This window comes from Stenotrophomonas sp. YJH_SMC_120 (assembly GCF_059368675.1).
The window spans coordinates 33,335-53,532 of the sequence record NZ_JCAFRY010000023.1; the positions used below are offsets into that span (position 1 = coordinate 33,335).

At 67.1% G+C, this 20,198-nt stretch carries 19 protein-coding genes and 1 pseudogene; 11 read left to right on the forward strand and 9 right to left on the reverse strand.

Annotation, left to right across the window (positions count from 1 at the left end; translation table 11 throughout):
- Positions 1–3: 3 nt before the first annotated feature.
- Complete coding sequence (locus AC5P60_RS19055; RefSeq protein WP_111188189.1) at positions 4–702, reverse strand: glutathione S-transferase family protein; 699 nt, start codon at positions 700–702, stop codon at positions 4–6.
- A gap of 115 nt (positions 703–817) precedes the next feature.
- On the opposite strand from AC5P60_RS19055, the gene AC5P60_RS19060 reads away from it, so the two are divergent.
- Positions 818–1,762 (forward strand): LysR substrate-binding domain-containing protein, encoded by a 945-nt coding sequence (locus tag AC5P60_RS19060; protein ID WP_483693896.1) that lies wholly within the window; start codon positions 818–820, stop codon positions 1,760–1,762.
- On the opposite strand, the gene AC5P60_RS19065 is transcribed toward AC5P60_RS19060, so the two are convergent.
- Positions 1,701–3,080, reverse strand: a complete 1,380-nt coding sequence (locus tag AC5P60_RS19065) for an aminotransferase-like domain-containing protein (protein ID WP_495201802.1) — start codon at positions 3,078–3,080, stop codon at positions 1,701–1,703. The two genes, AC5P60_RS19060 and AC5P60_RS19065, sit on opposite strands and share 62 nt — an antisense overlap.
- A 133-nt stretch (positions 3,081–3,213) precedes the next feature.
- Between AC5P60_RS19065 and AC5P60_RS19070 the strand changes: the two genes are divergently transcribed.
- The 3 genes from AC5P60_RS19070 to AC5P60_RS19080 all read left to right on the forward strand — a co-directional run bounded on the left by AC5P60_RS19070 (position 3,214) and on the right by AC5P60_RS19080 (position 6,034).
- The gene (locus AC5P60_RS19070) at positions 3,214–4,077 is read left to right on the forward strand and encodes a DMT family transporter (protein WP_049433238.1); all 864 of its coding nucleotides are present in this window, start codon (positions 3,214–3,216) and stop codon (positions 4,075–4,077) included.
- 158 nt (positions 4,078–4,235) lie between these two features.
- On the forward strand, positions 4,236–5,117 hold the full coding sequence (locus AC5P60_RS19075; protein ID WP_483693897.1) for an SDR family NAD(P)-dependent oxidoreductase: 882 nt from the start codon (positions 4,236–4,238) through the stop codon (positions 5,115–5,117).
- 38 nt (positions 5,118–5,155) lie between these two features.
- The gene (locus tag AC5P60_RS19080; RefSeq protein WP_483693898.1) at positions 5,156–6,034 is read left to right on the forward strand and encodes a LysR family transcriptional regulator; all 879 of its coding nucleotides are present in this window, start codon (positions 5,156–5,158) and stop codon (positions 6,032–6,034) included.
- 13 nt (positions 6,035–6,047) lie between these two features.
- On the opposite strand, the gene AC5P60_RS19085 is transcribed toward AC5P60_RS19080, so the two are convergent.
- On the reverse strand, positions 6,048–6,947 hold the full coding sequence (locus tag AC5P60_RS19085; protein ID WP_483693899.1) for a LysR family transcriptional regulator: 900 nt from the start codon (positions 6,945–6,947) through the stop codon (positions 6,048–6,050).
- A 107-nt stretch (positions 6,948–7,054) separates the two neighbouring features.
- Between AC5P60_RS19085 and AC5P60_RS19090 the strand changes: the two genes are divergently transcribed.
- Positions 7,055–8,572, forward strand: a complete 1,518-nt coding sequence (locus AC5P60_RS19090) for an MFS transporter (RefSeq protein ID WP_483693900.1) — start codon at positions 7,055–7,057, stop codon at positions 8,570–8,572.
- A 279-nt stretch (positions 8,573–8,851) separates the two neighbouring features.
- On the opposite strand, the gene AC5P60_RS19095 is transcribed toward AC5P60_RS19090, so the two are convergent.
- Positions 8,852–9,256 carry a GFA family protein gene (locus AC5P60_RS19095; protein ID WP_033834825.1) on the reverse strand — a complete coding sequence of 135 codons (405 nt, stop codon included), beginning with the start codon at positions 9,254–9,256 and terminating at the stop codon, positions 8,852–8,854.
- 156 nt (positions 9,257–9,412) lie between these two features.
- Between AC5P60_RS19095 and AC5P60_RS19100 the strand changes: the two genes are divergently transcribed.
- Both AC5P60_RS19100 and AC5P60_RS19105 read left to right on the forward strand, forming a co-directional pair.
- Complete coding sequence (locus tag AC5P60_RS19100) at positions 9,413–10,402, forward strand: Lnb N-terminal periplasmic domain-containing protein (protein WP_495201803.1); 990 nt, start codon at positions 9,413–9,415, stop codon at positions 10,400–10,402.
- Positions 10,402–12,423, forward strand: coding sequence for an esterase/lipase family protein (locus AC5P60_RS19105; RefSeq protein ID WP_005408362.1), 2,022 nt, complete (start codon positions 10,402–10,404; stop codon positions 12,421–12,423). Before AC5P60_RS19100 ends, AC5P60_RS19105 begins: the two co-directional genes overlap by 1 nt.
- A gap of 86 nt (positions 12,424–12,509) precedes the next feature.
- Here AC5P60_RS19105 and AC5P60_RS19110 read toward each other — a convergent pair whose 3' ends face one another.
- The gene (locus tag AC5P60_RS19110; protein ID WP_483693903.1) at positions 12,510–13,931 is read right to left on the reverse strand and encodes an MFS transporter; all 1,422 of its coding nucleotides are present in this window, start codon (positions 13,929–13,931) and stop codon (positions 12,510–12,512) included.
- Positions 13,932–13,960: 29 nt separating this feature from the next.
- Between AC5P60_RS19110 and soxR the strand changes: the two genes are divergently transcribed.
- Entirely contained in the window at positions 13,961–14,395 is a 435-nt protein-coding gene (gene soxR / locus AC5P60_RS19115) for a redox-sensitive transcriptional activator SoxR (RefSeq protein ID WP_005412484.1), read from the forward strand.
- 72 nt (positions 14,396–14,467) lie between these two features.
- Here soxR and AC5P60_RS19120 read toward each other — a convergent pair.
- A pseudogene (locus AC5P60_RS19120) lies at positions 14,468–15,091 on the reverse strand (short chain dehydrogenase); the annotation flags it as partial.
- 77 nt (positions 15,092–15,168) lie between these two features.
- On the opposite strand from AC5P60_RS19120, the gene AC5P60_RS19125 reads away from it, so the two are divergent.
- Positions 15,169–16,044 (forward strand): LysR family transcriptional regulator, encoded by an 876-nt coding sequence (locus tag AC5P60_RS19125; protein ID WP_005412485.1) that lies wholly within the window; start codon positions 15,169–15,171, stop codon positions 16,042–16,044.
- A gap of 59 nt (positions 16,045–16,103) precedes the next feature.
- Here the strand turns inward: AC5P60_RS19125 and proC are convergent, their stop codons facing one another.
- Both proC and AC5P60_RS19135 read right to left on the reverse strand, forming a co-directional pair.
- Positions 16,104–16,925, reverse strand: a complete 822-nt coding sequence (gene proC, locus AC5P60_RS19130) for a pyrroline-5-carboxylate reductase (RefSeq protein ID WP_483693904.1) — start codon at positions 16,923–16,925, stop codon at positions 16,104–16,106.
- Between the two features lie 18 nt (positions 16,926–16,943).
- Complete coding sequence (locus tag AC5P60_RS19135; protein ID WP_483693905.1) at positions 16,944–17,621, reverse strand: YggS family pyridoxal phosphate-dependent enzyme; 678 nt, start codon at positions 17,619–17,621, stop codon at positions 16,944–16,946.
- Between the two features lie 87 nt (positions 17,622–17,708).
- Between AC5P60_RS19135 and AC5P60_RS19140 the strand changes: the two genes are divergently transcribed.
- Entirely contained in the window at positions 17,709–18,746 is a 1,038-nt protein-coding gene (locus AC5P60_RS19140; protein ID WP_004147099.1) for a type IV pilus twitching motility protein PilT, read from the forward strand.
- Positions 18,747–18,846: 100 nt separating this feature from the next.
- Complete coding sequence (locus AC5P60_RS19145) at positions 18,847–19,989, forward strand: PilT/PilU family type 4a pilus ATPase (protein WP_005408369.1); 1,143 nt, start codon at positions 18,847–18,849, stop codon at positions 19,987–19,989.
- Positions 19,990–20,069: 80 nt separating this feature from the next.
- Here the strand turns inward: AC5P60_RS19145 and AC5P60_RS19150 are convergent.
- Positions 20,070–20,198 (reverse strand): integrase core domain-containing protein (locus AC5P60_RS19150; protein ID WP_141097864.1); only part of this gene is annotated, 129 nt, incomplete at its 5' end.

A 20,198-nucleotide genomic window follows, 5' to 3' on the forward strand; every position in this document is an offset into this window, starting at 1 on the left:
GGCTCAGGCCGCTGTGGCCTCAAGCACGTCTTCCAGCCGCACCTCGCCGAGGAAGCCACCGCTGCTGGTTGCCGGCTGCTGCGCTTCGATGGCGTGGGCGAACTGCACGCCGGCGTCGTCCTGCAGGCGCTCGAACAGCTGCTGCACCCTGGGAAACTCGCGACGATCGACCACCTGGTGATAGTCATTCCAGCGCGCGATGCCGGCGAAGTAGGCATCGGCAAAGCTGCGCTGTTCGCCCAGCAGCCACGGGCCCGTGCCGATCATCTGCTCCAGCGCCTGGTGGGCGTGGCGCACCTTGGTGGTGCCATAGGCACGCAGCGCCTCGCCGTCATCGCCTTGCGCATGCTCCAGTGCGTGCCAGAGCGGCGCGTAGGCACCGAAGAAACTGGTGTTGAGATAGGCCAGCCGATGGTTGAGGCGATCGAAGCCGGAGGTGCCCTGTGCGAAGCCCAGTCCCTGCGCGATACCCAGCGCGGCCAGGTGGTTGAGGATGGCCAGGCTTTCGCTGAGCAGCTCGCCCTGCGCGGTTCGCAGCGTCGGGGTTTCGCCCAGTGGATTGAGGCGGCGGTAGTCCTCGCCCTGCACCTGGCCGGGCATGTCGATGCGGCACAGGTGATACGGCTGGCGCAGCCATTCCAGGGCGACGATGGAGCCGAACGAGCAGCCCGAGGGCACGCCGTAGAAGAGGATCGGGGTCATGGCAGATTTCCGGTTCAAGCCGCGATGCGGCGGGTGAGGGAAGCGTGCCTGCGTGGACATTGCCCCGGAAGCCGTTCGAATGGCATCCTGAAGTCCACATCTGTGGACGTTGTCCATGCTCAACCTCAACGATCTGGCCCTGTTCGTGACCGCGGTGGAGCAGGGCGGGTTCGCTGCAGGCGGGCGCCATCTGGGCCTGCCGCGCTCGACCCTGAGCAAGCGCGTGGCGCTGCTGGAAGAACAGCTCCAGGTGCGGCTGCTGCAGCGCAGTTCGCGCCGCTTCGCATTGACCGAGGTCGGTCAGGAGTTCTTCGAGCGCGCACGCGCAGCGTTGTCCGAGGTCGAGGCCGCCGAGGCCATTGTCCGCGACCGCCAGGCCGAACCCAGCGGCACCGTGCGGATCAGCGCTTCGATTCCGGTGGTGCAGGGCGAGCTCGCCGCGTGCTTGCCTGCACTGGCCCGCCGCTATCCACGGCTGCGCATCGAAGTTGAAGTGAGTGATCGTTTCATCGATCTGGCGCAGGAAGGCATCGACATCGCCCTGCGCAGCCACTTCGGTCCGCTGCCGGATTCCGGGTTGGTGCAGCGCATGCTCGGTAGCGAACGCATCGTGCTGGTGGCGTCCCCTGGTTATCTGGCAGCCGCGCCGGCACTGGACACGCCCGAACAGCTACGCGCGCATGCAGGCCTGCTGACCGCGCGCCATGCAACGCGCTGGACGCTGCACGGCGCCGACGCCCACACCGTGCAGGTGGAGCCGCAGGTGGCGCTGGTCGGCAATGAATCGCAGCTGCTGATCGCGGCGGCAGAAGCGGGTCTTGGCATCACCGTGCTGCCACACAGCCTGTGTGCTGCGGCCATCGCCGACGGCCGCCTGCAGCAGGTGCTGCCAGCGTGGCATGCCGGCGAAGTCACCACCAGCGTGTTGCTGCCGCACCGTCGCGGCCAGTTGCCGGGCGTCCGCGTGGTGGTGGATGCGCTGGTCGCGCATTACCAGCTCAACGCAGCGCGCGCGCCAGCACCTGCCAGATCCTCGGGTCCTGGCACTGCGAAACGTTGAAACGCACATAGTCGGCCGCGCGCTGCGACTGGCTGAACGCGTTGCCCGGCGCCAGCACGATGCCTTCGCGCAGGCATTGCCGCGCCAGTGCGGCGGCGTCGCGGCCATCGGGCAGCTGGCACCACAGGAACAGGCCGGCTTCCGGCTGCAGCCACGGCGTGATACCCAGCGTCTGCAGTTTCCGCAGTGTGTGCCGGCGTGCATCGGCCAGCCGCGAACGTATCGACTGCATGTGGCGGCGGTAACCGCTGTCGGTCAGCGCGATGTGCATCAACTGCGCGGCCAGATGGCCACCGCCGAAGCTGGTCGCCAGCTTCAGGTCGGTCAATGCCTCTATCCAATCGTGGCGCGCGGCGATGTAGCCGCAGCGCGACGCTGCCGACAGCGTCTTGGAGAAACTGCCGACGTGGATCACCCGTGACAGTCCATCGAGCGCGGCCAGCCGCGGTGCCGGCTGCAGTTCGAAGTCGGCGAAGATGTCATCCTCGATGATGATCAGTTCGCTGCGTTCGGCCAGGCCCAGCAGGCGGTGTGCGGAGCTCGCGGAAAGCACCGCGCCGGTCGGGTTGTGCAATCCGGAATTGGTGATGTACAGCCGCGGCGAATGTGCCTGCAGGGCCTGCGCGAACGCCTCCAGGTCCGGGCCGCTGTGCGTGTACGGCACGCCGATGGCCTGCACCTGGTGCGCCTTCAGCAGCGCGTGGTAATTGAAGTAGCTCGGGTCGTCGACCAGCACGCAGTCGCCGGACTTGAGCAGGAAACGGCAGAGCAGATCGACCGCGTGCGTACCGGATTCGGTCAGCAGGATCTGCTCCACCGGTGCATCGATGCCAAGCGTGGCGCTGCGCCTTTGCAGCAGCTGGCGCAACGCGGGCAGCCCGAGCGGGCCGGCGTAGTCCACCAGTTGCATGGCATCGGCACGCGCCAGCCGGCGCAGGCCGCGGCGCACGCCATCGTGATACAGCCAGTCACTGGGCATCCAGCCGCACCCTGGCTTGAGGTCGCCCGCGGGCGTTTCCAGCGATTGCCGTGATACCCACAGCGGATCCACCGCGCGATCCAGCCGTGGCTCCAGTTCGGCCAGCGCCAGCGGTGCGGCCGGGCCACTGACGTAGAAGCCCGAGCCTGCGCGCGCACTGATCAGGCCTTCGGCCGCCAGGCGCTCGTAGGCCTCGACCACGGTGGAGACTGAAACTCCCATCGCCGCCGCCTGCGCGCGTACCGAGGGCAGGCGGGAGCCGGGGCCATCGACCCGTGCACTGATCCGGGTGCGGACGGTCTGGATGACCGATTCGATGCGGGTAAGGGGGCGCGGCATGGTGGAACCGTAGTGGAAGTGTGGGCAGTACAGTTACTTGCGACTGTACTGGATTGTAGCTGGGGTCTTCCCGCGCCGGATGCTTCCATGCAGGTCCAGCCGGGCATCGTCCGGCACCTTCAGGAGTACAGGCGTGGAACGGTCGGCGAGTGGTTGGATCAATGGCTTCATCGGTGTGGTGATCTTCGCCGGCTCCCTGCCGGCCACCCGCCTGGCGGTTCTGCAGCTGGACGCCGGATTCGTCACCGCTGCACGCGCGACCATTGCCGCCGTGCTCGGCCTCGGCCTGCTCCTTCTGCTGCGCCAGCCGTGGCCGCGGCGCAGTGACCTGCCAGGCCTGGCAGTGGTCAGCCTCGGGGTGGTAGTCGGCTTTCCGTTGTTGACCGCACTCGCGCTGCGCCACGCATCGTCGGCGCACACCATCGTGTTTCTCGGCCTGTTGCCGTTGAGCACTGCGGTGTTCGGCGTGCTGCGCGGTGGCGATCGGCCGCGCCCGGCGTTCTGGCTGTTTTCGTTGCTGGGCAGTGCCTGCGTGGTCGGCTATGCGGTGCGCAACGGCATCGAGGCATCTTTGCAGGCCGATCTGCTGATGCTGGCGGCGATCGTGGTGTGCGGGCTGGGCTATGCCGAAGGTGGTCGGCTGGCCCGTCATCTCGGCGGTTGGCAGGTGATCAGTTGGGCGTTGCTGCTGGCCTTGCCGGTGATGCTGCCGCTGACGGCGTTGATGCGCCCGGCCTCGTTCACTGCGGTTGGTGCCTCGGCGTGGTGGGCGCTGGGCTATGTGGCAGTGTTCAGCATGCTGATCGGCTTCCTGTTCTGGTACCGCGGGCTGGCGCAGGGCGGCATCGCCGCCGTCGGCCAGTTGCAGTTGCTGCAACCGTTCTTCGGCCTGGCCCTGGCCGCGCTGCTGCTGCACGAGTCGGTCAGCCTCAGCATGGTGCTGGTGACCGTGGTCGCGGTGATCTGCGTGGCCGGCGCGCGCCGCTTCAGCCGCTGAACGAAAAAGGGGACGGAGGGGATTAAGTCGTTTCAGGCACGGTAGGGCGAGTTACGACTTAATCCCCTCCGTCCCCTTTTTCGGTGATAGCGAGAGCGTATCGTGGCCGATGGTCAACGGTATTGGCGGGGCCGGTGAGCTTGGCTGAAGCTGTGCGCATGAAGCCGATTTCGCATATTTCCTTCGAGGGCCAGGTGGGCCTGGTGACCGGTGCCGCGGGTGGGTTGGGCCTGGCCTACAGCCGCCTGCTGGCCGAGCGCGGTGCGCAGGTGGTCATGCATGACGTCGGTGCCGGTACCGATGGCCGCGGCGCCGATCCACAGCGCATCCTGCGCAGCGTCGAAGCGCTGCAGCGGCAGGGTTTGCCAGTGCAGGCCGCAAATGGTCCCATCGATCATCGCAGCGGTTGCCATGCGCTGATGCAGGAACTGCTGCAGGCGCACGGCCGCATCGACTTCCTGATCCACAACGCGGGCTGGGTCGAGTACCAGCCACTGGAAGTGATCGAGGACGATACGTTGGAGCAGATGCTGTGCCTGACGGCGAAGACGCCGCTGTGGCTGGCGCAGGCGGCGTGGCCGGCGATGCGCGCGGCGGGCGGTGGGCGCATCGTCATCACCACGTCCGATCGCGCGCTGTATCCGCAGTACGCACAGCGCGGGCTGTCCGCTTACGCGATGGGCAAGCTGGCCGCGCTTGGCCTGGTCAATGTGCTGGCGCTGGAGGGCGCCGAGCATGGCATCGTGGTCAATGCGGTTTCGCCGGTGGCAAAGACGCGCATGTGGGGCATCGAGGGTGAGCCCGATGAGCTGCATCCGGAAGCTGTTGCGCAAGGTGTGGCCTATCTGGCATCCACGCGCTGCCAGGACGGCGGCTGGGTGCTGCGCGCAAGCAATGGCCAGTTCCACGCACTGCGCCTGCAGGAGGCCGAGCATGTGGCGTACCCAAGGGATCTGTGCGCGGTCAGTGCCGACAGCATCGAGTCGGTGGCGCTGCAGTGGCCGGCCATCGCCCGCGCCAGCGTCGACGTGCGCGGCTGAGGGCGTACCCTAGGCGGGTTCCCACTGCCTGCTTTGAGATGATCGACCTGCGCCTGCTTCGCCAGTATGTCGCCGTGGCCGAAGAACTGCATTTCCACCGCGCCGCCGCCCGCCTGCACATGTCACAGCCGCCGCTGACGGCGGCGATACGACGGCTGGAAGACGAGCTCGGAAGTGAACTGATCGTGCGTGGAAACCGCACGCTGGGCCTGACCGTGGCCGGGCAGACCTTGCTGGTGGAGGCGCGGGCAACGCTGCAGCAGGCCGAGCAGGCATTGCAGCGCACGCGCGAAGCTGCTGCCGGACAGTCCGGTAGCCTGCGCGTAGGCTATGTCGGCAGTGCGCTGTATGGCCGCCTGCCAGGTTTGATCCGCCGCTTTCGCCAGATTTACCCGCACGTTCAGCTGCATCTGCAGGAAGCCACATCACGCCAGCAGCAGTTGTGGCTGCGTGAGCAGCGCATCGACGTCGGCGTGCTGATTCCACCGATTCCCGCCGCCGAGCTGGTGCTGCACGACTTCGACCACGACCGCCTGGCGATTGCGCTGCCGCGCGCTCACGCGCTGGCCGACGCGCCGGAGGTCAGTGTGGATATGCTGGCCGACGAATCGTTCGTTTCATGGCCGGCGGGCGAGGGCATCGGCTTCCATGCACAGGTGCTGGGCCTGTGCACCGCGGCGGGGTTCACCCCGCGCGTGGTGCAGGAAGCGCAGGGCATGCACGCGGTGTTGTCGCTGGTGGCGGTGGACGCCGGCGTGGCGATCGTCCCGGCCAGCATGGCCAGCTTCCGCCCGCAGGAGATCGTCTATCGCGTGCTGGAGGACGAAGCAGCGCGTTTCGACCTGCCGTTCTGCATGCAGCCGGAACAGCCGTCGCCGGTGCTGCGCAATTTCCTGCAGACGGCGGGCACCAACTGATTCTGTGGACCCGCTACGCCTTGTCGCCCTGGAACAGATGCGCAACGGCGTAGTCGATGAACACCCGCAGGCGTGCACTGGGATGGCGCCCACCGGGCCATAGCAGCGAGAACTGCCCCTGGTGCGTGGGCAGTGCAGGCAGCACCCGTTGCAGGCGGCCATCGGCCAGTGCGTCAGCAGCGAGGAAGTCAGGCATCCAGGCCACGCCCATGCAACCGATCGCAGCGGCCAGCACGGCCTCCATGTTGTTGCAGGTCATCGCCGTGGGAAGGCGTGCCCCCGCATCGCCTTCGATGCCCGGCAGCTGCCACGGATGCAGCTTTCCGGTGGTGGGGTAACGGAAACGCAGCGCGGTATGCAGGCGCAGCTCGCCCACATCACCGGGCGTGCCATGCGCCTGCAGATAGGCTGGCGCCGCACAGAGGATGAAACGAAAGCCGCCCAGTCGCCGTGCGGTCAGGCTGGAATCGGCCAGTTCACCACTGCGTATCACCGCGTCCAGGCCTTCGCTGACCACATCGACGATGCGGTCGTTGAAGTCCAGTTCCAGCTGCACCTGCGGATAGCGTTGCTGGAAGCCGGGCAGCACCGGCAGCAGGAAGCGGTACCCGATGGTGGGCAGGCCGATGCGCAGCAGCCCGCTGGGGGCTTGCTGTCGCTGCGCCAGGTCCGCCTGTGCTTCGGAAAGCTCGTCCAGTGCACGCCGGCAGCGCTGCAGCAGCAGTTCGCCTTCGTCGGTGAGATGCACGCGGCGGGTGGTGCGTTGGAACAGGCGGGTGCCGAGCTCCTGTTCAAGACGGGCGATGCGCTTGCCGACCGCCGACGCGGACAGGCCGAGTACACGCGCAGCACCGACGATGCTGCCAGCCTCCGCGGTGCGGACGAAGGCGAGCAGGGCAGAAATGGAGTCCATGCGGGATATGATTACGGAACATCTGGACGCAATCAACGTCCATCGAGCCTGTTTTTCAGGGATAGCGGCCTGTCCATCATCAATGCCCCTGATGGATGGAGGCCCGCATGGCCCCGGTTTCGATGCTCCCTGTACCTGTCCAGACGCAGCAGCGCTGGACCCTGCTTGCCGTCTGCCTGGCCGCACTGGCGTTGCCGTTGTCCTTCTCGGCCGGTGCGGTCGCGGTGCCCGCGCTGGCCCGTTCCGTGACGTCGTCGCCGAGCGTGCTGGCCTGGGTGACCAATGCCTTCATGCTCACCTTCGGCAGCCTGCTGCTCGCTGCCGGTGGCCTGGCCGACCGCTATGGCCGGCGGCGGTTGTTCCTGCTGGGCACGGCAGGCTTCACCGTCGCCACGATCGTCGTCTGCCTCGCGCCCACGCTGCTGTGGCTGGATCTGGCGCGCGGGCTGCAGGGCGTTGCCGCCGCAGCGGCGTTGGCGTCCGGCACGGCTGCGCTCGCGCATGCTTGGCAGGGGCCGATGCGTGGCCGTGTGTTCGCCCTGCTGGGCGCCACATTCGGTGCGGGGTTGGCGCTGGGGCCGCTGCTTGCGGGTCTGCTGCTGCAGGCATTGGGATGGCGCAGCGTGTTCGCCGTCAGCGGTGTGCTGACATTGGCCGCCTTCGTACTGGGCGCGCGTGTGCTGCCCGAAAGCCATGGTGAACGCGGGCGGCTGGATGTCGGCGGCATGCTGGGCTTCAGCCTGATGCTGGCAGCGTTGACCCTGGCCCTGCTGTGGCTGGGCGAGTTCGGCCTGCATACCGTGCGTGTGCAACTGGCGCTGTTGGCGACGCTGATGCTGGGAGGGGTATTCGTCTGCATCGAACGGCTGCACCGCTCACCCCTGCTGGACCTCTCGTTGTTCTCGCAACCGGCGTTCTTCGGTGTCCAGCTGCTGCCGGTGGCGACCTGCTTCGGCTACGTGGTGCTGCTGGTGGTATTGCCTCTGCAGCTGCTGGGTGTGCACGGACAGAGCGCGACCCTGGTGGGGCTGCAGATGCTGGCCCTGTCCGCGCCGATGCTGGTGCTGCCGATGCTGGCTGCGCGCTGGGCGGAGCGCGTTGGAAGTGCGCGGCTGTGCACGTTGGGACTGCTGGTCTGTGCCTCTGGCCTGTACCTGTTGTCGCGCCATGCATCGCAGCCGTCGCCTTCGCAGTGGGTGCCGTGGCTGATGCTGGTCGGTGCAGGGACGGCCTTGCCATGGGGGCTGATGGATGGGCTGTCGGTCAGCGTGGTGCCGGTACAGCGTGCGGGCATGGCCGCCGGCATCTTCGGGACCGTGCGTGTAGCCGGTGAGGGCATCGCATTGGCCGCAGTCACTGCCTTGCTTGCGCTGCTGATCGGCCATCAGCTGCAGGGCGCGTCGCCGGCATCGCTGGCGCGTGCCGGTGCCTATCTGGCCACGGGGGCGCGGGAACAGGCGCAGGCACTGCTACCGGCGATGAGCCGCATGCAGCTGCAGCACGCCAGTAGTGAGGCGCTGGCAACACTGCTGCGTGTACTGGCGCTGCTGACCGCCGCATGTGCTGCGTTGTTGCACCTGTTGCTGCGGAAACGTAAAGACGCGTTGGTCGGGCGTACTGCGTAGCAGGCTCATCGCCCGCCTTCGCCGTCATCCCGTTGTCGTGTCCCGCTCACGCTGCCTATGCCCACCCGGGCCTAGCCTTGGTCGTCCCCGTCCCCCACGGAGACCTGCCATGTGGCTGCTCGATCATCTCTGGCCTGGCCGTCGACCGCTTCCTCCCCCGGCCGCGGATGCGCCACCGGCACCGCCGCGCCGGCCCTGGCTGAAACGCCCGGCGCGGGCGGGGCGCAGCGGCATGGCGCCCTGGCAGAAGGTGGCCACGCCGCCACGGCGCACGCGCCACTAGCCGGTGCGGTCTGATGGGTGGTTGACCCCATCGCTGACCGGGATCACCCCCAACGCGAACGGGTCGATGCCTTCCAGGCAGGCCACGTTGTAGCCGTACTGGTCGGGGTTGGAGCGGCGCCGGTGATGGGTGTAGATGCCGCACACGCCACAGAAGTAGTGCTCGGCCACATGGGTGTTGAACTGGTACATCTGCAGGTGGTTCTGCCCGCGCAGCACCTGCAGGCCCTGGCGGGGGACGCTGGCGGCGATGGCGCCCCGGCGCCGGCACATCGAACAGTCGCAGCGGCGGGGATCGACGATGCCGTCCGGCAGGTCCAGCAGCAGCTCGACGGTGCCGCAGTGGCAGGTTGCGCGGTGCTGGGGTTGGACCGGAACGCCGGCCACGGAAGTGATGCCCATCATTGCTCCTGTGTGATCCGTCTGGCCGCGGGGGCCGCCGCAGACGGTGCGCCGGTGTGCCTGAACGGGCCGTAGATGCCACGGTGAACCCGCTTGTGGCTAACTATGCGGCTTCAGGACCGCGACAGGATGCCAGTGAAAGCCGCAGGACGATGGATGACGGGAAGTGCCACGGCGCTGCTGGCGCTGTGGGTGACCGGGCTGCTGGCCTATCAGTTGCCGGGGCCGGGCTGGCTGGCCACCGGCGTCGCCGGGCTGTGGCTGCTGGTAGCGCTGTGGGCGTCGTGGCGGGTCGCGCGGGGCCGTGTCTCGTGCCGCCTGGGCCTGGCGTTCGGGGCATCGCTGGCGCTGGCCGGCCTGTGGTGGCTGCTGCTGACCCCGCGCCAGGACCGCGTGTGGGCCGATGACGTGGCCCAGCGCCTGCACGTGGTGTCCTTCGATGGCCGCCACGTCGTGCTGGACAACGTACGTGACTTCAGCTGGCGCAGCGAAACCGACTACGACGCCCGCTGGGTGCGCCGCGAGTACGACCTGGACCAGTTGCGCTCGGCCGATCTGGTGCTGTCGTACTGGATGGGCCCGGCCATCGCCCACACCCTGATCTCGTTTGGTTTCGAGGACGGTCGCCACGTGGTGTTCTCGCTGGAGATCCGCAAGGAGCGCGGTGAATCGTTCTCGGCGCTGGGTGGCTTCTTCCGCAAGTTCGAGATGACCCTGGTAGCTTCGGAGGAGACCGACATCATCCGCACCCGCACCAACGCGCGCGGCGAGGACGTCTATCTCTACCGCCTGCATGGCATGAACCGCGCACAGCTGAAGGAACTGTTCGCTGCGTACATCGCGCAGGCCCGCGAACTGGATGCCAAGCCCGGCTTCTACAACACGCTGACCAGCAACTGCACCACCATCGTCTTCGACCTGGCCCGGCACATCGCACCGCGTCTGCCGCTGGATTACCGCCTGCTGCTGTCCGGTTACCTGGCCGAGTACGCGCAGGAGGTCGGCGCGCTCGCTCCAGGTGTGCCGTACGCCGAGCTGCATGACAAGGGCCGCATCACCCAGCGTGCGCTGGACCTGGGCAGCGGCGACCACTTCTCCACCGTAATCCGCCAGGGCGTGCCCGGCACCGAGCAGGACCCGCAGTAATGACCCGATTCCTCCCACGCCGCTGGCAGCGCCTGCTGCCGGTGTTGTTCGCTGCCTTCCTGCTGCTGGGTAGCAGCGGTTGCGCGATGGTTACCGTCAAGCAGGTCAAGTCCAGCGATTCGCTGGTCAACAAGCGTGCCGACGTGCTCAACACGGGCAAGCTCAGCCCGGCCGCGCGCGAAACGCTCAGCGCGGCAGGCCTGGACGAGTCGCAGTGCGAAAAGGACTTCCTGGTCTGCCGCAGCACGCTGCTGATGACCGACGACCTCAATGTCGAGCAGCGGTTGTCGGCGCTGTCCGAACTGTGGGTGAAGGCCGCGCTGGCGATGACGCCGAAGAAGACGGCTGCCGGCGATCCGCCGATGAGCGATGCGGCATTGGATGCCTGGCTGGAAGCGGCGCGCTATGCCTATGCCTACCTGTTCTACAGCGGCCGCTCACCGTCCGACCGTGCCTTCGAGGACCGCCAGACGCAGGTGCGCGACTACTACAACTACGCGGCCGAGAAGGCGGCAGTGGTGCTGTTCGTGCGCGCACGCGCCGCTGCGCTGGCCGGCGAGGATTACACGAAGCCGCTCACGGTCGGCAGCTGGTCGCTGGCCTCCAACTACCAGCAGCTGAACCTGAAGAGCATTCCCGCGCAGCTGGTGCCGGCCGGCACGGTCAGCTTCGTCGGCCTGCGCAGTACCTATCGCCGCGATGGCTTCGGTGCCGAGCTGGTGATGGTGATGGACCCGCCGAAGCTGGTTGCACCGGTGATCGCACCCGAGGGCCCCAAGGCCGAGGCGCCGCAGGAGGATGAGGACGACGCACGCCGTGGCCGCCGTCATCGCCATGACGATTCGGTGCCCGAGTTCAGCGAGATGTCCTCGATCAACGTCACCGCACTGCTGCGCTTCGAGGGCAGCAACCTGGACGATGTGATGCGTACGCGCCGGGTCGAGCTGGACGCTTATTCGCCCGAAGCCACCGAGCGCATCACCCTGCATGGCGAGCAGGTGCCGCTTGCCGGCAACTTCACCGCCGCCTATGGCCTGTGGCTGGCGCAGAGCGGTTTCGCCCGGCAATCGCTGCGCACCCTGTTCGGCATGAGCGAGGGCATCGGCGAACCGCACATCTACCTGATGCAGCCGTGGGACCCGAATCGTCGCATTATCTTCATGCTGCACGGCCTGGCCAGCAGCCCGGAAGCCTGGGTGAACCTGGCCAACGAGATCATGGGCGACCCCGAGCTGCGCCAGCAGTTCCAGGTGTGGCAGGTGTACTACCCGACCAATGCGCCGATCGCGTTGAACCGCTACGAGATCGCCAATGCGTTCAACGACACGCTGAAGCACTTCGATCCCAACGGCAGCACGCGTGCATCGAAGGACATGGTCTACATCGGCCACAGCATGGGCGGCGTGCTGGCGCGCCTGCTGGTCAGTGACTCGGGCGACGTACTGTGGAATGACCTGCTGGCCAACTACGACCTGAAGGGCGAGCGCCTGAAGCGGGTGCAGAACAAGCTGGGGCCGCTGCTGCATTTCAAGGCGCAGCCGAACGTGGAGCGTGCGATCTTCATCGCCGCGCCGCACCAGGGCACCGACATTGCCGGCAACAAGGTCGGGCGCCTGATCGGTCGCCTGGTACGCCTGCCGCTGACCATCCTCGGAAAATTCGAGGATGTGTTCCTGGCACTGGCGCAGGCCGAACAGCAGGTCGATGGCACGGCCAAGCCGAAGATTCCGAACAGCATCGACAACCTCAAGGCCAGCGATCCGTTCGTGAAGGCCGCCGCACAGCTGCCGATCGAAGCGGGCCTGAAGTACCACTCGATCATCGCCCAGCGCAAACCGGAACTGCCGGTGGACAAATCCGATGACGGGCTGGTGCCGTACTGGAGTGCGCACCTGCCGGGTGCATTGTCCGAGAAGGTGATCATTTCCGGCCACAGCGTGCAGGAGACCCCGCAGGCGGTGCTGGAAGTGCGGCGCATCCTGCATCGGGACATCGATGATGTGGGGGCCGGTACGCGGTAATGCCGGCCGCTGGCCGTCACCATCATGGGATTCCCGCGTGCGCGGAGGTTGCCGGCCAGCGGCCGGCACTACCGTAATGCGGCGGCCTACACCCGTCGCGCGATCACCGTGGCCAACAGCGCAAGGCCGAAGGTGATGGTCAGGCACAGCAGGTAGCCGGTGTGCGGGCTGCTTTCCACGAACAATGCGAACAATGCGCCGGAGGCCGCCAGCGCGGTGGTCACCGACAGGGCCTCGCTCAGCTGCAGTGCCGAGGTGTTGGCACCTTGCTCCCGCGGCGCCGACAACGACAGCGTCAACACCGACAGGCTGGCGTAGATCATGCCCATGCCGAAGCCGGTCACGGCCCAGCCGAGCAGCGACACCGGCAGTGGCACCGCGTTGAACAGCACGGCCAGCGTGGCGGCGATGCCGACCGTCATCATCATCGTGCCGGCGCGCAGCAGCTGCTGGCGTGACCAGCCACGCTGCTGGTGGCCCTGCAGCCACGAGCCGGCGAACCAGCCCAGCGCACCGAGACTGAGTACGGCACCGGCCCAGCTGGGCGAAAGGCCACGTTCGCGCTGCAGCAGCAGTGGCAGGTAGGCCTCGCAGGCGAAGAAGGCGGCTGCCGCGATGCCACGCAGCGCGATCACGCTGGGCAGGCCACGGCGCAGGATCAGTGTTCCGGGCGGAAGCAGTCGATGTACGCAGAACAGCAGCGCCAGCACCGCCACACCGATGCAGAGCAGGGCAGGCAGGGCCGGTTGCTGACCGCCGAAGTACAGCAGCAACGCGGCCAGCGAGGCGCCGCTGGCCCAGCGCACCACCTTGCCGCGTCCATCGTCGGCGGTGCCGGGGGGACGGGGCTGCATGCGTGCCAGCGCGGGGCGCAGCAGCAGGCCTGCCGGAACCGCCAGCAATGGCACCGCCAGGAACACCCAGCGCCAGCCCAGGTGCTGCACGATCAGGCCGCTCAACGCCGGGCCGACCATCGAAGGCACCACCCAGCCGGCCGAGAAGGCGGCGAACACCTTCGGCCGCAGGTGCTCCGGGTAGCTGCGGCCGACCATCACGTACAGCGAGACCGACATCGCACCCGCACCCAGGCCCTGCAGCAGGCGTCCCGCCACCAGCATGCCCATGCGCATCGCAAAGCCGGCCAGCAACAGGCCCAGCACGAAGCAGGCCAATCCGTACCAGAGCGGCCGTGCCGGACCATGGTGATCGGCCCAGCGCCCGGCCAGGGTCATGCCGATCACGCTGGTGGCCAGGGTACCGCCGAAGGCCAGTGCGTACAGGCGCAGGCCATCCAGCGCCTCGGCCACGGTGGGCATCGCGGCCGCAACGGCCAATGCCTCGAAGGCGTGCAGCGCGACCAGCGCGACCATGCCGAGGGTGGTCGCGCGATAGCGTGCGGACAGGATCGAGGTGTCGGCCGGCAGGTGGGCGGCGGCGGGCGAGAGGGTCGGGGTCATACGGGTCAGATGCGGGCCGCGCTTGTCAACTGGCGGCGAAGATAGCAGCATGACACCTCAACAGCAGTTGAGGTCAAGCAATGGTGTCCCAGGAACTGAGCGTGGGCGAAGTCGCCCAGCGCAGTGGCGTGGCGGTTTCCGCGCTGCATTTCTACGAGCGCAAGGGGCTGATCAGCAGCCTGCGCACCTCGGGCAACCAGCGCCGCTACAGCCGCGACGTGCTGCGCCGGCTGGCCGTGATCCGCGTTGCGCAGCGCGTGGGCATGCCGCTGGAAGCGGTCGGCCGTGCCTTCGAAAGCCTGCCCGAGGGGCGCGCACCGACCAAGGCCGACTGGGCCAGGCTGTCCGCGCGCTGGCGCACCGAGCTGGAGGAGCGCATCCACATGCTGCAACTGCTGCGCGATGAGCTCACCGGCTGCATCGGCTGCGGCTGCCTGTCGCTGCAGCGCTGCCGCCTGGCCAACCCGGGGGATGTGCTTGGCGAACGCGGCGACGGCCCGATGCGCTGGGAATGACCCGCGAAAAGGGGACGGAGGGGATTATGTCGTTTGTGCATTGACGACTTGATCCCCTCCGTCCCTTCTTTCTTACCAGACCGTGATCGTCTCGCCGCTCTGGATGCCTTCCACTGCACGCTGGAAGGCCAGCGCCGCGCGCTGCGCGCTCACCGCTTCAAAGCCCGGGAAATAGGGTGCGTAGGCCGCCATCGATTCGATCAGCACGGTCGGGCTGACCACGTTGATGCGCAGGCCACGCGGCAGCAGTTCCAACGCGGCGGCACGCACGAAGCCTTCCAGCGCGGCATTCACCGAGGTGGCGTTGACGCCATCGCGGATCGGCTGTGCACTGACGATGCCGCTGGTCAGGGTGATCGAGCCGCCGGCGTTGAGATGGTGCTGCGCCGCCAGGGCCAGCCGCACCTGGCCCAGCAGCTTGTCCTGCAGGCCGAGGTTGAACTGCGCCGGCGTCATGTCCTGCAGCGGACCGAAGTGCAGCTTGCCGGCGGTGGAAATCACCGCATCAACCGGGCCGGTACGCGAGAACAGTTCGGCGACGCTGGCGTCGTCGGTCAGGTCCACGCGCAGTTCGCCACTGTTGCGGCCGGCGGCGAGAATCTGATGCTGTTGTCCGAGCTGGCGGGCGACTGCCTGGCCGAGGGTGCCGCTGGCACCAACGAGGAGGATCTTCATGGCCGTTCCTTGCGTGAGGGAGTAAGCGCAGTCTGCGCCGTCACAGCGGGGTTAGGTAAGCGGCGTATGCTTTGCGGATTCCTAACTCTGGATTAGCAATGGATACCCTTCGCTGCATGCAGGCTTTCGTCGCGGTAGCCGAGTGCGGCAGCTTTGCAGGGGCCGCTGAACAGTTGCAGGTCTCGGCGGTGATGGTCGGCAAGTACATCCAGCAGCTGGAGGCGCACCTGGGCACCGCGGTGCTGCAACGGAACACCCGCCGTCAGCGCCTGACCGAAGCCGGCAGCGCCTACCTGGCCGGGTGCCGGCAGGTGCTGGAGCAGGTGCAGCAGGCCGAGGCCGACGTGGCTGGACTGCAGGTGCAACCGCGCGGGCTGCTGCGGGTCAGCGCACCCACCACCTGGGGCAGCTGCGTGCTGGCGCCACAACTGGCCGGCCTGCTGCGCGCGCAGCCGCAGCTGAACGTCGAACTGGATCTGAGCAACCGCCGTGTGGATCTGATCGAGGACGGCTTCGACGTGGCGATCCGGGTCGGGCCGCTGCCGTCGCAGGAGGTGGTGGCGCGGCCGCTGCCACCGTATGCGATGAGCCTGTGCGCGGCGCCGTCCTACCTGCGCCGGCGCGGCACGCCGCGTACGCCCGCCGATCTGGAAGGGCATGACTGCCTGAGCCATCTGGCCTGGCGCGGTGGCCACGGCTGGCAGCTGGCCAACGGTGAACAGGTGGACTGGGAAGCGCGCCTGACCTGCAATGATGGTGTTGCACTGCGCGAAGCCGCCGTGGCCGGGGCCGGACTGGTGCTGCAGCCGACCGCACTGCTGGCCGGGGAGATTGCAGCAGGGCGGTTGAAGCCGCTGCTGCGCGACTACCTGCCCGAACCGCGGCCGATGCACCTGATCTACCTGCCCGACCGCAGGCCGCGCCCGCGGTTGCAGTGCTTCGTCGATTTCGTCATGACCACGTTGGGGCAATGAGCATCCACGCCATGCGTGGATGATGGTAGGTGCCGACCGTTGGTCGGCACACATCGGGATCAATCATTCGCCGCAGACAGTTCCTGCCCACGCACCTGCGCAGCGCGCAGTGCCGTATCCACCAGGGCCTCGAAGCCACCGGCCTGGAAGCTCTCGATCGCGGCCTGGGTGGTGCCGTTGGGCGAGGTCACGCGGCGGCGCAGTTCCGCCGGGCTTTCGCCAGCCTCATCCAGCATGCGTGAGGCGCCCAGCAGGGTCTGCACCACCAGCGTGCGCGCGGCGTCGGCCGGCAGGCCCTGGGCAATACCCGCCGCTTCCATCGCTTCGGCCAGCAGGAACACATAGGCCGGGCCGCTGCCGGAAACGGCAGTCACTGAATCCATCAGCCCCTCGCTGTCGATCCACACCGTGCGCCCAGCACTGGCCAGCACCTGCTCGGCCCGCGCGTGCTGCTGCGTGTCCACCGACGGTGTGGCGAACAGGCCGGTCACACCTGCGCCGAGCAGGGCAGGGGTGTTCGGCATCGCGCGCACCACTGCCAGGTCGCCCCCCAGCCAACGCTGCAGCTGCGCACTGGTGATGCCGGCGGCAATCGACACCACCAGCGGTCGGCTCGCCTGTGCCAGCGCCTGCAGAGACTGGCAGACTTCGCGCAGCACCTGCGGCTTCACCGCCAGCAGCCAGGTGCCACCCTGCGCGGCGGCATCGCTCGTGTTGTCATGCACCTGCACGCCGAAGTCGGCGGCCAGCGCCTGGCGCAGTTCGGCCACCGGTTCGGCGACGTGGATGTGCGGGGCCGGCACGCCCTGGCGGATCAGGCCGGCGATCAGGCTGCGCGCCATGTTGCCGCCGCCGATGAAGGTGATGGAATCAGCTGCCATGGAAGTCTCCTTGAAAAATCAGGCCGGGCGCGGGCGCGCGCCGAACAGGGCGGTGCCGATGCGCACCAGGGTGGCGCCCTCGGCGATGGCTTCGGCGTAGTCGCTGCTCATGCCCATCGACAGCGTGTCGATCTGCGCGTGTTGGGCAGCCTGCGACTGGAAAAGTGTGCGCATGCGCACGAATGCATCCCGACGGCGCTCGGCTTCGGGCCATGGCGCGGGAATCGCCATCAGTCCGCGCAGGCGCAGGGTGGGTTCGGCGGCAATCGCTGCGGCCAGTGCATCCACTTCTTCCGGTGCACAGCCATGCTTGCTCGATTCGTTGTCGATGTTGACCTGAATCAGCACGTTCAGCGGGCCTCGCGCGACCGGCCGATGGCGTGCCAGCGCGGTTACCAGCTTGGGGCGGTCCACGCTCTGCACCCAGTCGAAATGGCTGGCCACGGCCTCGGCCTTGTTCGACTGCAGGTGGCCGATCAGGTGCCATTCCAGCGCCAGGTGCTGCAGCGCCTGCATCTTGGCCAGTGCCTCCTGCACGTAGTTCTCGCCGAAGGCGTGCTGGCCCTGCGCGGCCAGCGCAGCCACGGCCTCGGCCGGCTGGGTCTTGGACACTGCCAGCAGGCGTGGGTCGGGCCTGCCAGCGGCCTCGGCGGCGGCATGCAGGTTGCTCAGGATCTGGGGCAGGGGAGTGGCCACGTAACGCGTTCCGTTGAATCAGGAGGCTATACTGCCGCCCGGGGAAAGATCCTTCCAGTCGAAGCCGTTATTGGGGAGTAGCCGCTCATGGATATCGCCGAACTGCTGGCGTTTTCCGTTAAGAACAAAGCGTCCGACCTGCACCTGTCCGCAGGCCTGCCGCCGATGATCCGCGTCGACGGCGACGTTCGCCGGATCAACATCCCAGCCCTGGACCACAAGCAGGTCCATGCGCTGGTGTACGACATCATGTCCGACAAGCAGCGCCGCGATTACGAGGAATTCCTCGAAGTGGACTTCTCCTTCGAGATCCCGTCGCTGGCGCGCTTCCGAGTGAACGCGTTCAACCAGAACCGCGGTGCCGGTGCGGTGTTCCGTACCATTCCGTCCGAGGTGCTCACCCTCGAGGACCTGGCCTGCCCGCCGCTGTTCCGCGAAGTGATCCAGCAGCCGCAGGGCCTGATCCTGGTGACCGGCCCGACCGGTTCGGGCAAGTCGACCACGCTGGCGGCGATGATCGACTACATCAACAAGAACGAATACGGCCACATCCTCACCGTCGAGGATCCGATCGAATTCGTGCATACCTCGCAGAAGTGCCTGATCAACCAACGCGAAGTGCACCGCGACACGCATGGCTTCAATGAAGCACTGCGCTCGGCGCTGCGTGAGGACCCGGACATCATCCTGGTGGGCGAACTTCGTGACCTGGAAACCATCCGCCTGGCACTGACCGCGGCGGAAACCGGCCACCTGGTGTTCGGCACCCTGCACACCAGCTCGGCGGCCAAGACCATCGACCGCATCATCGACGTGTTCCCGGCCGGCGAAAAGCCGATGGTGCGCTCGATGTTGTCCGAGTCGTTGCGTGCGGTCATTTCGCAGGCGCTGCTGAAGAAGGTTGGCGGCGGTCGTACCGCAGCGTGGGAAATCATGGTCGGCACCCCGGCCATCCGCAACCTGATCCGCGAGGACAAGGTGGCGCAGATGTACTCGGCCATCCAGACTGGCCAGCAGTACGGCATGATGACCCTGGACCAGCACCTGCAGGACCTGGTCAAGCGCAGCCTGATCACCCGAAACCAGGCCCGTGAGTACGCCAAGGACAAGCGCCTGTTCGAGTAAGGCGGGGCAGTAACGGGGCAGCGTGCGCCAGTGCGCTGCTGTTCCCGTGTTGTTTCCTCCACCGACCGTTACCTGGTAAACCGCTTTCCGGGAGCCTGCCGTGAACACCACTGCGACCACCATCGATTTCACTTCGTTCCTCAAGCTGATGGCGCACCAGCGCGCCTCGGACCTGTTCATCACTGCGGGCATGCCGCCGGCGATGAAGGTCAACGGCAAGATCTCGCCGATCACGCAGACCCCGCTCACGCCGCAGCAGAGCCGCGACCTGGTCCTCAACGTGATGACCCCGGCGCAGCGCGAGGAATTCGAGAAGACCCACGAATGCAACTTCGCCATCGGCCTGTCCGGTGTCGGCCGCTTCCGCGTCAGCTGCTTCTACCAGCGCAACCAGGTCGGCATGGTGCTGCGTCGCATCGAGACGCGCATTCCGACGGTGGAAGAACTGAGCCTGCCGCCGATCATCAAGACGCTGGCGATGACCAAGCGCGGCATCATCCTGTTCGTCGGTGCCACCGGTACCGGTAAATCGACCTCGCTGGCGGCGATGATCGGTTACCGCAACCAGAACTCTACCGGCCACATCATCACCATCGAAGATCCGATCGAATTCGTGCACAAGCACGAGGGCTGCATCATCACCCAGCGCGAAGTCGGCATCGATACCGACAGCTGGGAAGCCGCGCTGAAGAACACCCTGCGCCAGGCGCCGGACGTGATCATGATCGGTGAGGTGCGTACCCGCGAAGGCATGGACCACGCCATCGCGTTCGCCGAAACCGGCCACCTGGTGCTGTGCACCCTGCATGCCAACAACGCCAACCAGGCGATGGACCGCATCGTCAACTTCTTCCCGGAAGATCGCCGCAACCAGCTGCTGATGGACCTGTCGCTGAATCTCAAGGGCGTGGTCGCGCAGCAGCTGGTGCCGTCGCCCGATGGCCGCTCGCGCAAGGTGGCGATGGAGATCCTGCTGGGCACGCCGCTGGTGCAGGACTACATCCGCGACGGCGAGATCCACAAGCTGAAGGAAGTGATGAAGGACTCGGTCCAGCTGGGCATGAAGACCTTCGACCAGAGCCTGTTCGAGCTGTACCAGGCCGGCGAGATCAGCTACGAGGACGCGCTGCGTTACGCCGATTCGCAGAACGAAGTGCGCCTGCGCATCAAGCTCAGCCAGGGCGGCGACGCACGCACGCTGTCACAGGGCCTGGATGGCGTGGAGATCTCCGAGATCCGGTGACCTGCGACTCTGTAGAGTCGACTGTCAGTCGACTCTCGCGCGCAGCGCGGGATTTTCCCGGCCGGTGAAAGAGCAGTCGACTAACTGTGTAAACCCACCACGTTGTTCAGCAGGACTCTGGAAATAGGTGGCTGGCCACCGATCCCCATGTGAGGGCGGTGCCAGTTGTAGTGGTGCAGCCATTGGGTCAGCACGGAATTGCGCTGGTC

What these genes read in the sequence shown, in the direction of transcription:
- AC5P60_RS19100 (WP_495201803.1), top strand. Translation starts at nt 9,413, where the DNA reads ATGACGGGAAGTGCCACGGCGCTGCTGGCGCTGTGGGTGACCGGGCTG.
- AC5P60_RS19065 (WP_495201802.1), bottom strand. Translation starts at nt 3,080, where the DNA reads ATGCCGCGCCCCCTTACCCGCATCGAATCGGTCATCCAGACCGTCCGC.
- AC5P60_RS19080 (WP_483693898.1), top strand. Translation starts at nt 5,156, where the DNA reads ATGATCGACCTGCGCCTGCTTCGCCAGTATGTCGCCGTGGCCGAAGAA.
- AC5P60_RS19140 (WP_004147099.1), top strand. Translation starts at nt 17,709, where the DNA reads ATGGATATCGCCGAACTGCTGGCGTTTTCCGTTAAGAACAAAGCGTCC.
- soxR (WP_005412484.1), top strand. Translation starts at nt 13,961, where the DNA reads ATGGTGTCCCAGGAACTGAGCGTGGGCGAAGTCGCCCAGCGCAGTGGC.
- AC5P60_RS19095 (WP_033834825.1), bottom strand. Translation starts at nt 9,256, where the DNA reads ATGGGCATCACTTCCGTGGCCGGCGTTCCGGTCCAACCCCAGCACCGC.
- AC5P60_RS19125 (WP_005412485.1), top strand. Translation starts at nt 15,169, where the DNA reads ATGGATACCCTTCGCTGCATGCAGGCTTTCGTCGCGGTAGCCGAGTGC.
- AC5P60_RS19055 (WP_111188189.1), bottom strand. Translation starts at nt 702, where the DNA reads ATGACCCCGATCCTCTTCTACGGCGTGCCCTCGGGCTGCTCGTTCGGC.
- AC5P60_RS19060 (WP_483693896.1), top strand. Translation starts at nt 818, where the DNA reads ATGCTCAACCTCAACGATCTGGCCCTGTTCGTGACCGCGGTGGAGCAG.
- AC5P60_RS19085 (WP_483693899.1), bottom strand. Translation starts at nt 6,947, where the DNA reads ATGGACTCCATTTCTGCCCTGCTCGCCTTCGTCCGCACCGCGGAGGCT.
- AC5P60_RS19075 (WP_483693897.1), top strand. Translation starts at nt 4,236, where the DNA reads ATGAAGCCGATTTCGCATATTTCCTTCGAGGGCCAGGTGGGCCTGGTG.
- AC5P60_RS19110 (WP_483693903.1), bottom strand. Translation starts at nt 13,931, where the DNA reads ATGCTGCTATCTTCGCCGCCAGTTGACAAGCGCGGCCCGCATCTGACC.
- proC (WP_483693904.1), bottom strand. Translation starts at nt 16,925, where the DNA reads ATGGCAGCTGATTCCATCACCTTCATCGGCGGCGGCAACATGGCGCGC.
- AC5P60_RS19090 (WP_483693900.1), top strand. Translation starts at nt 7,055, where the DNA reads ATGGCCCCGGTTTCGATGCTCCCTGTACCTGTCCAGACGCAGCAGCGC.
- AC5P60_RS19105 (WP_005408362.1), top strand. Translation starts at nt 10,402, where the DNA reads ATGACCCGATTCCTCCCACGCCGCTGGCAGCGCCTGCTGCCGGTGTTG.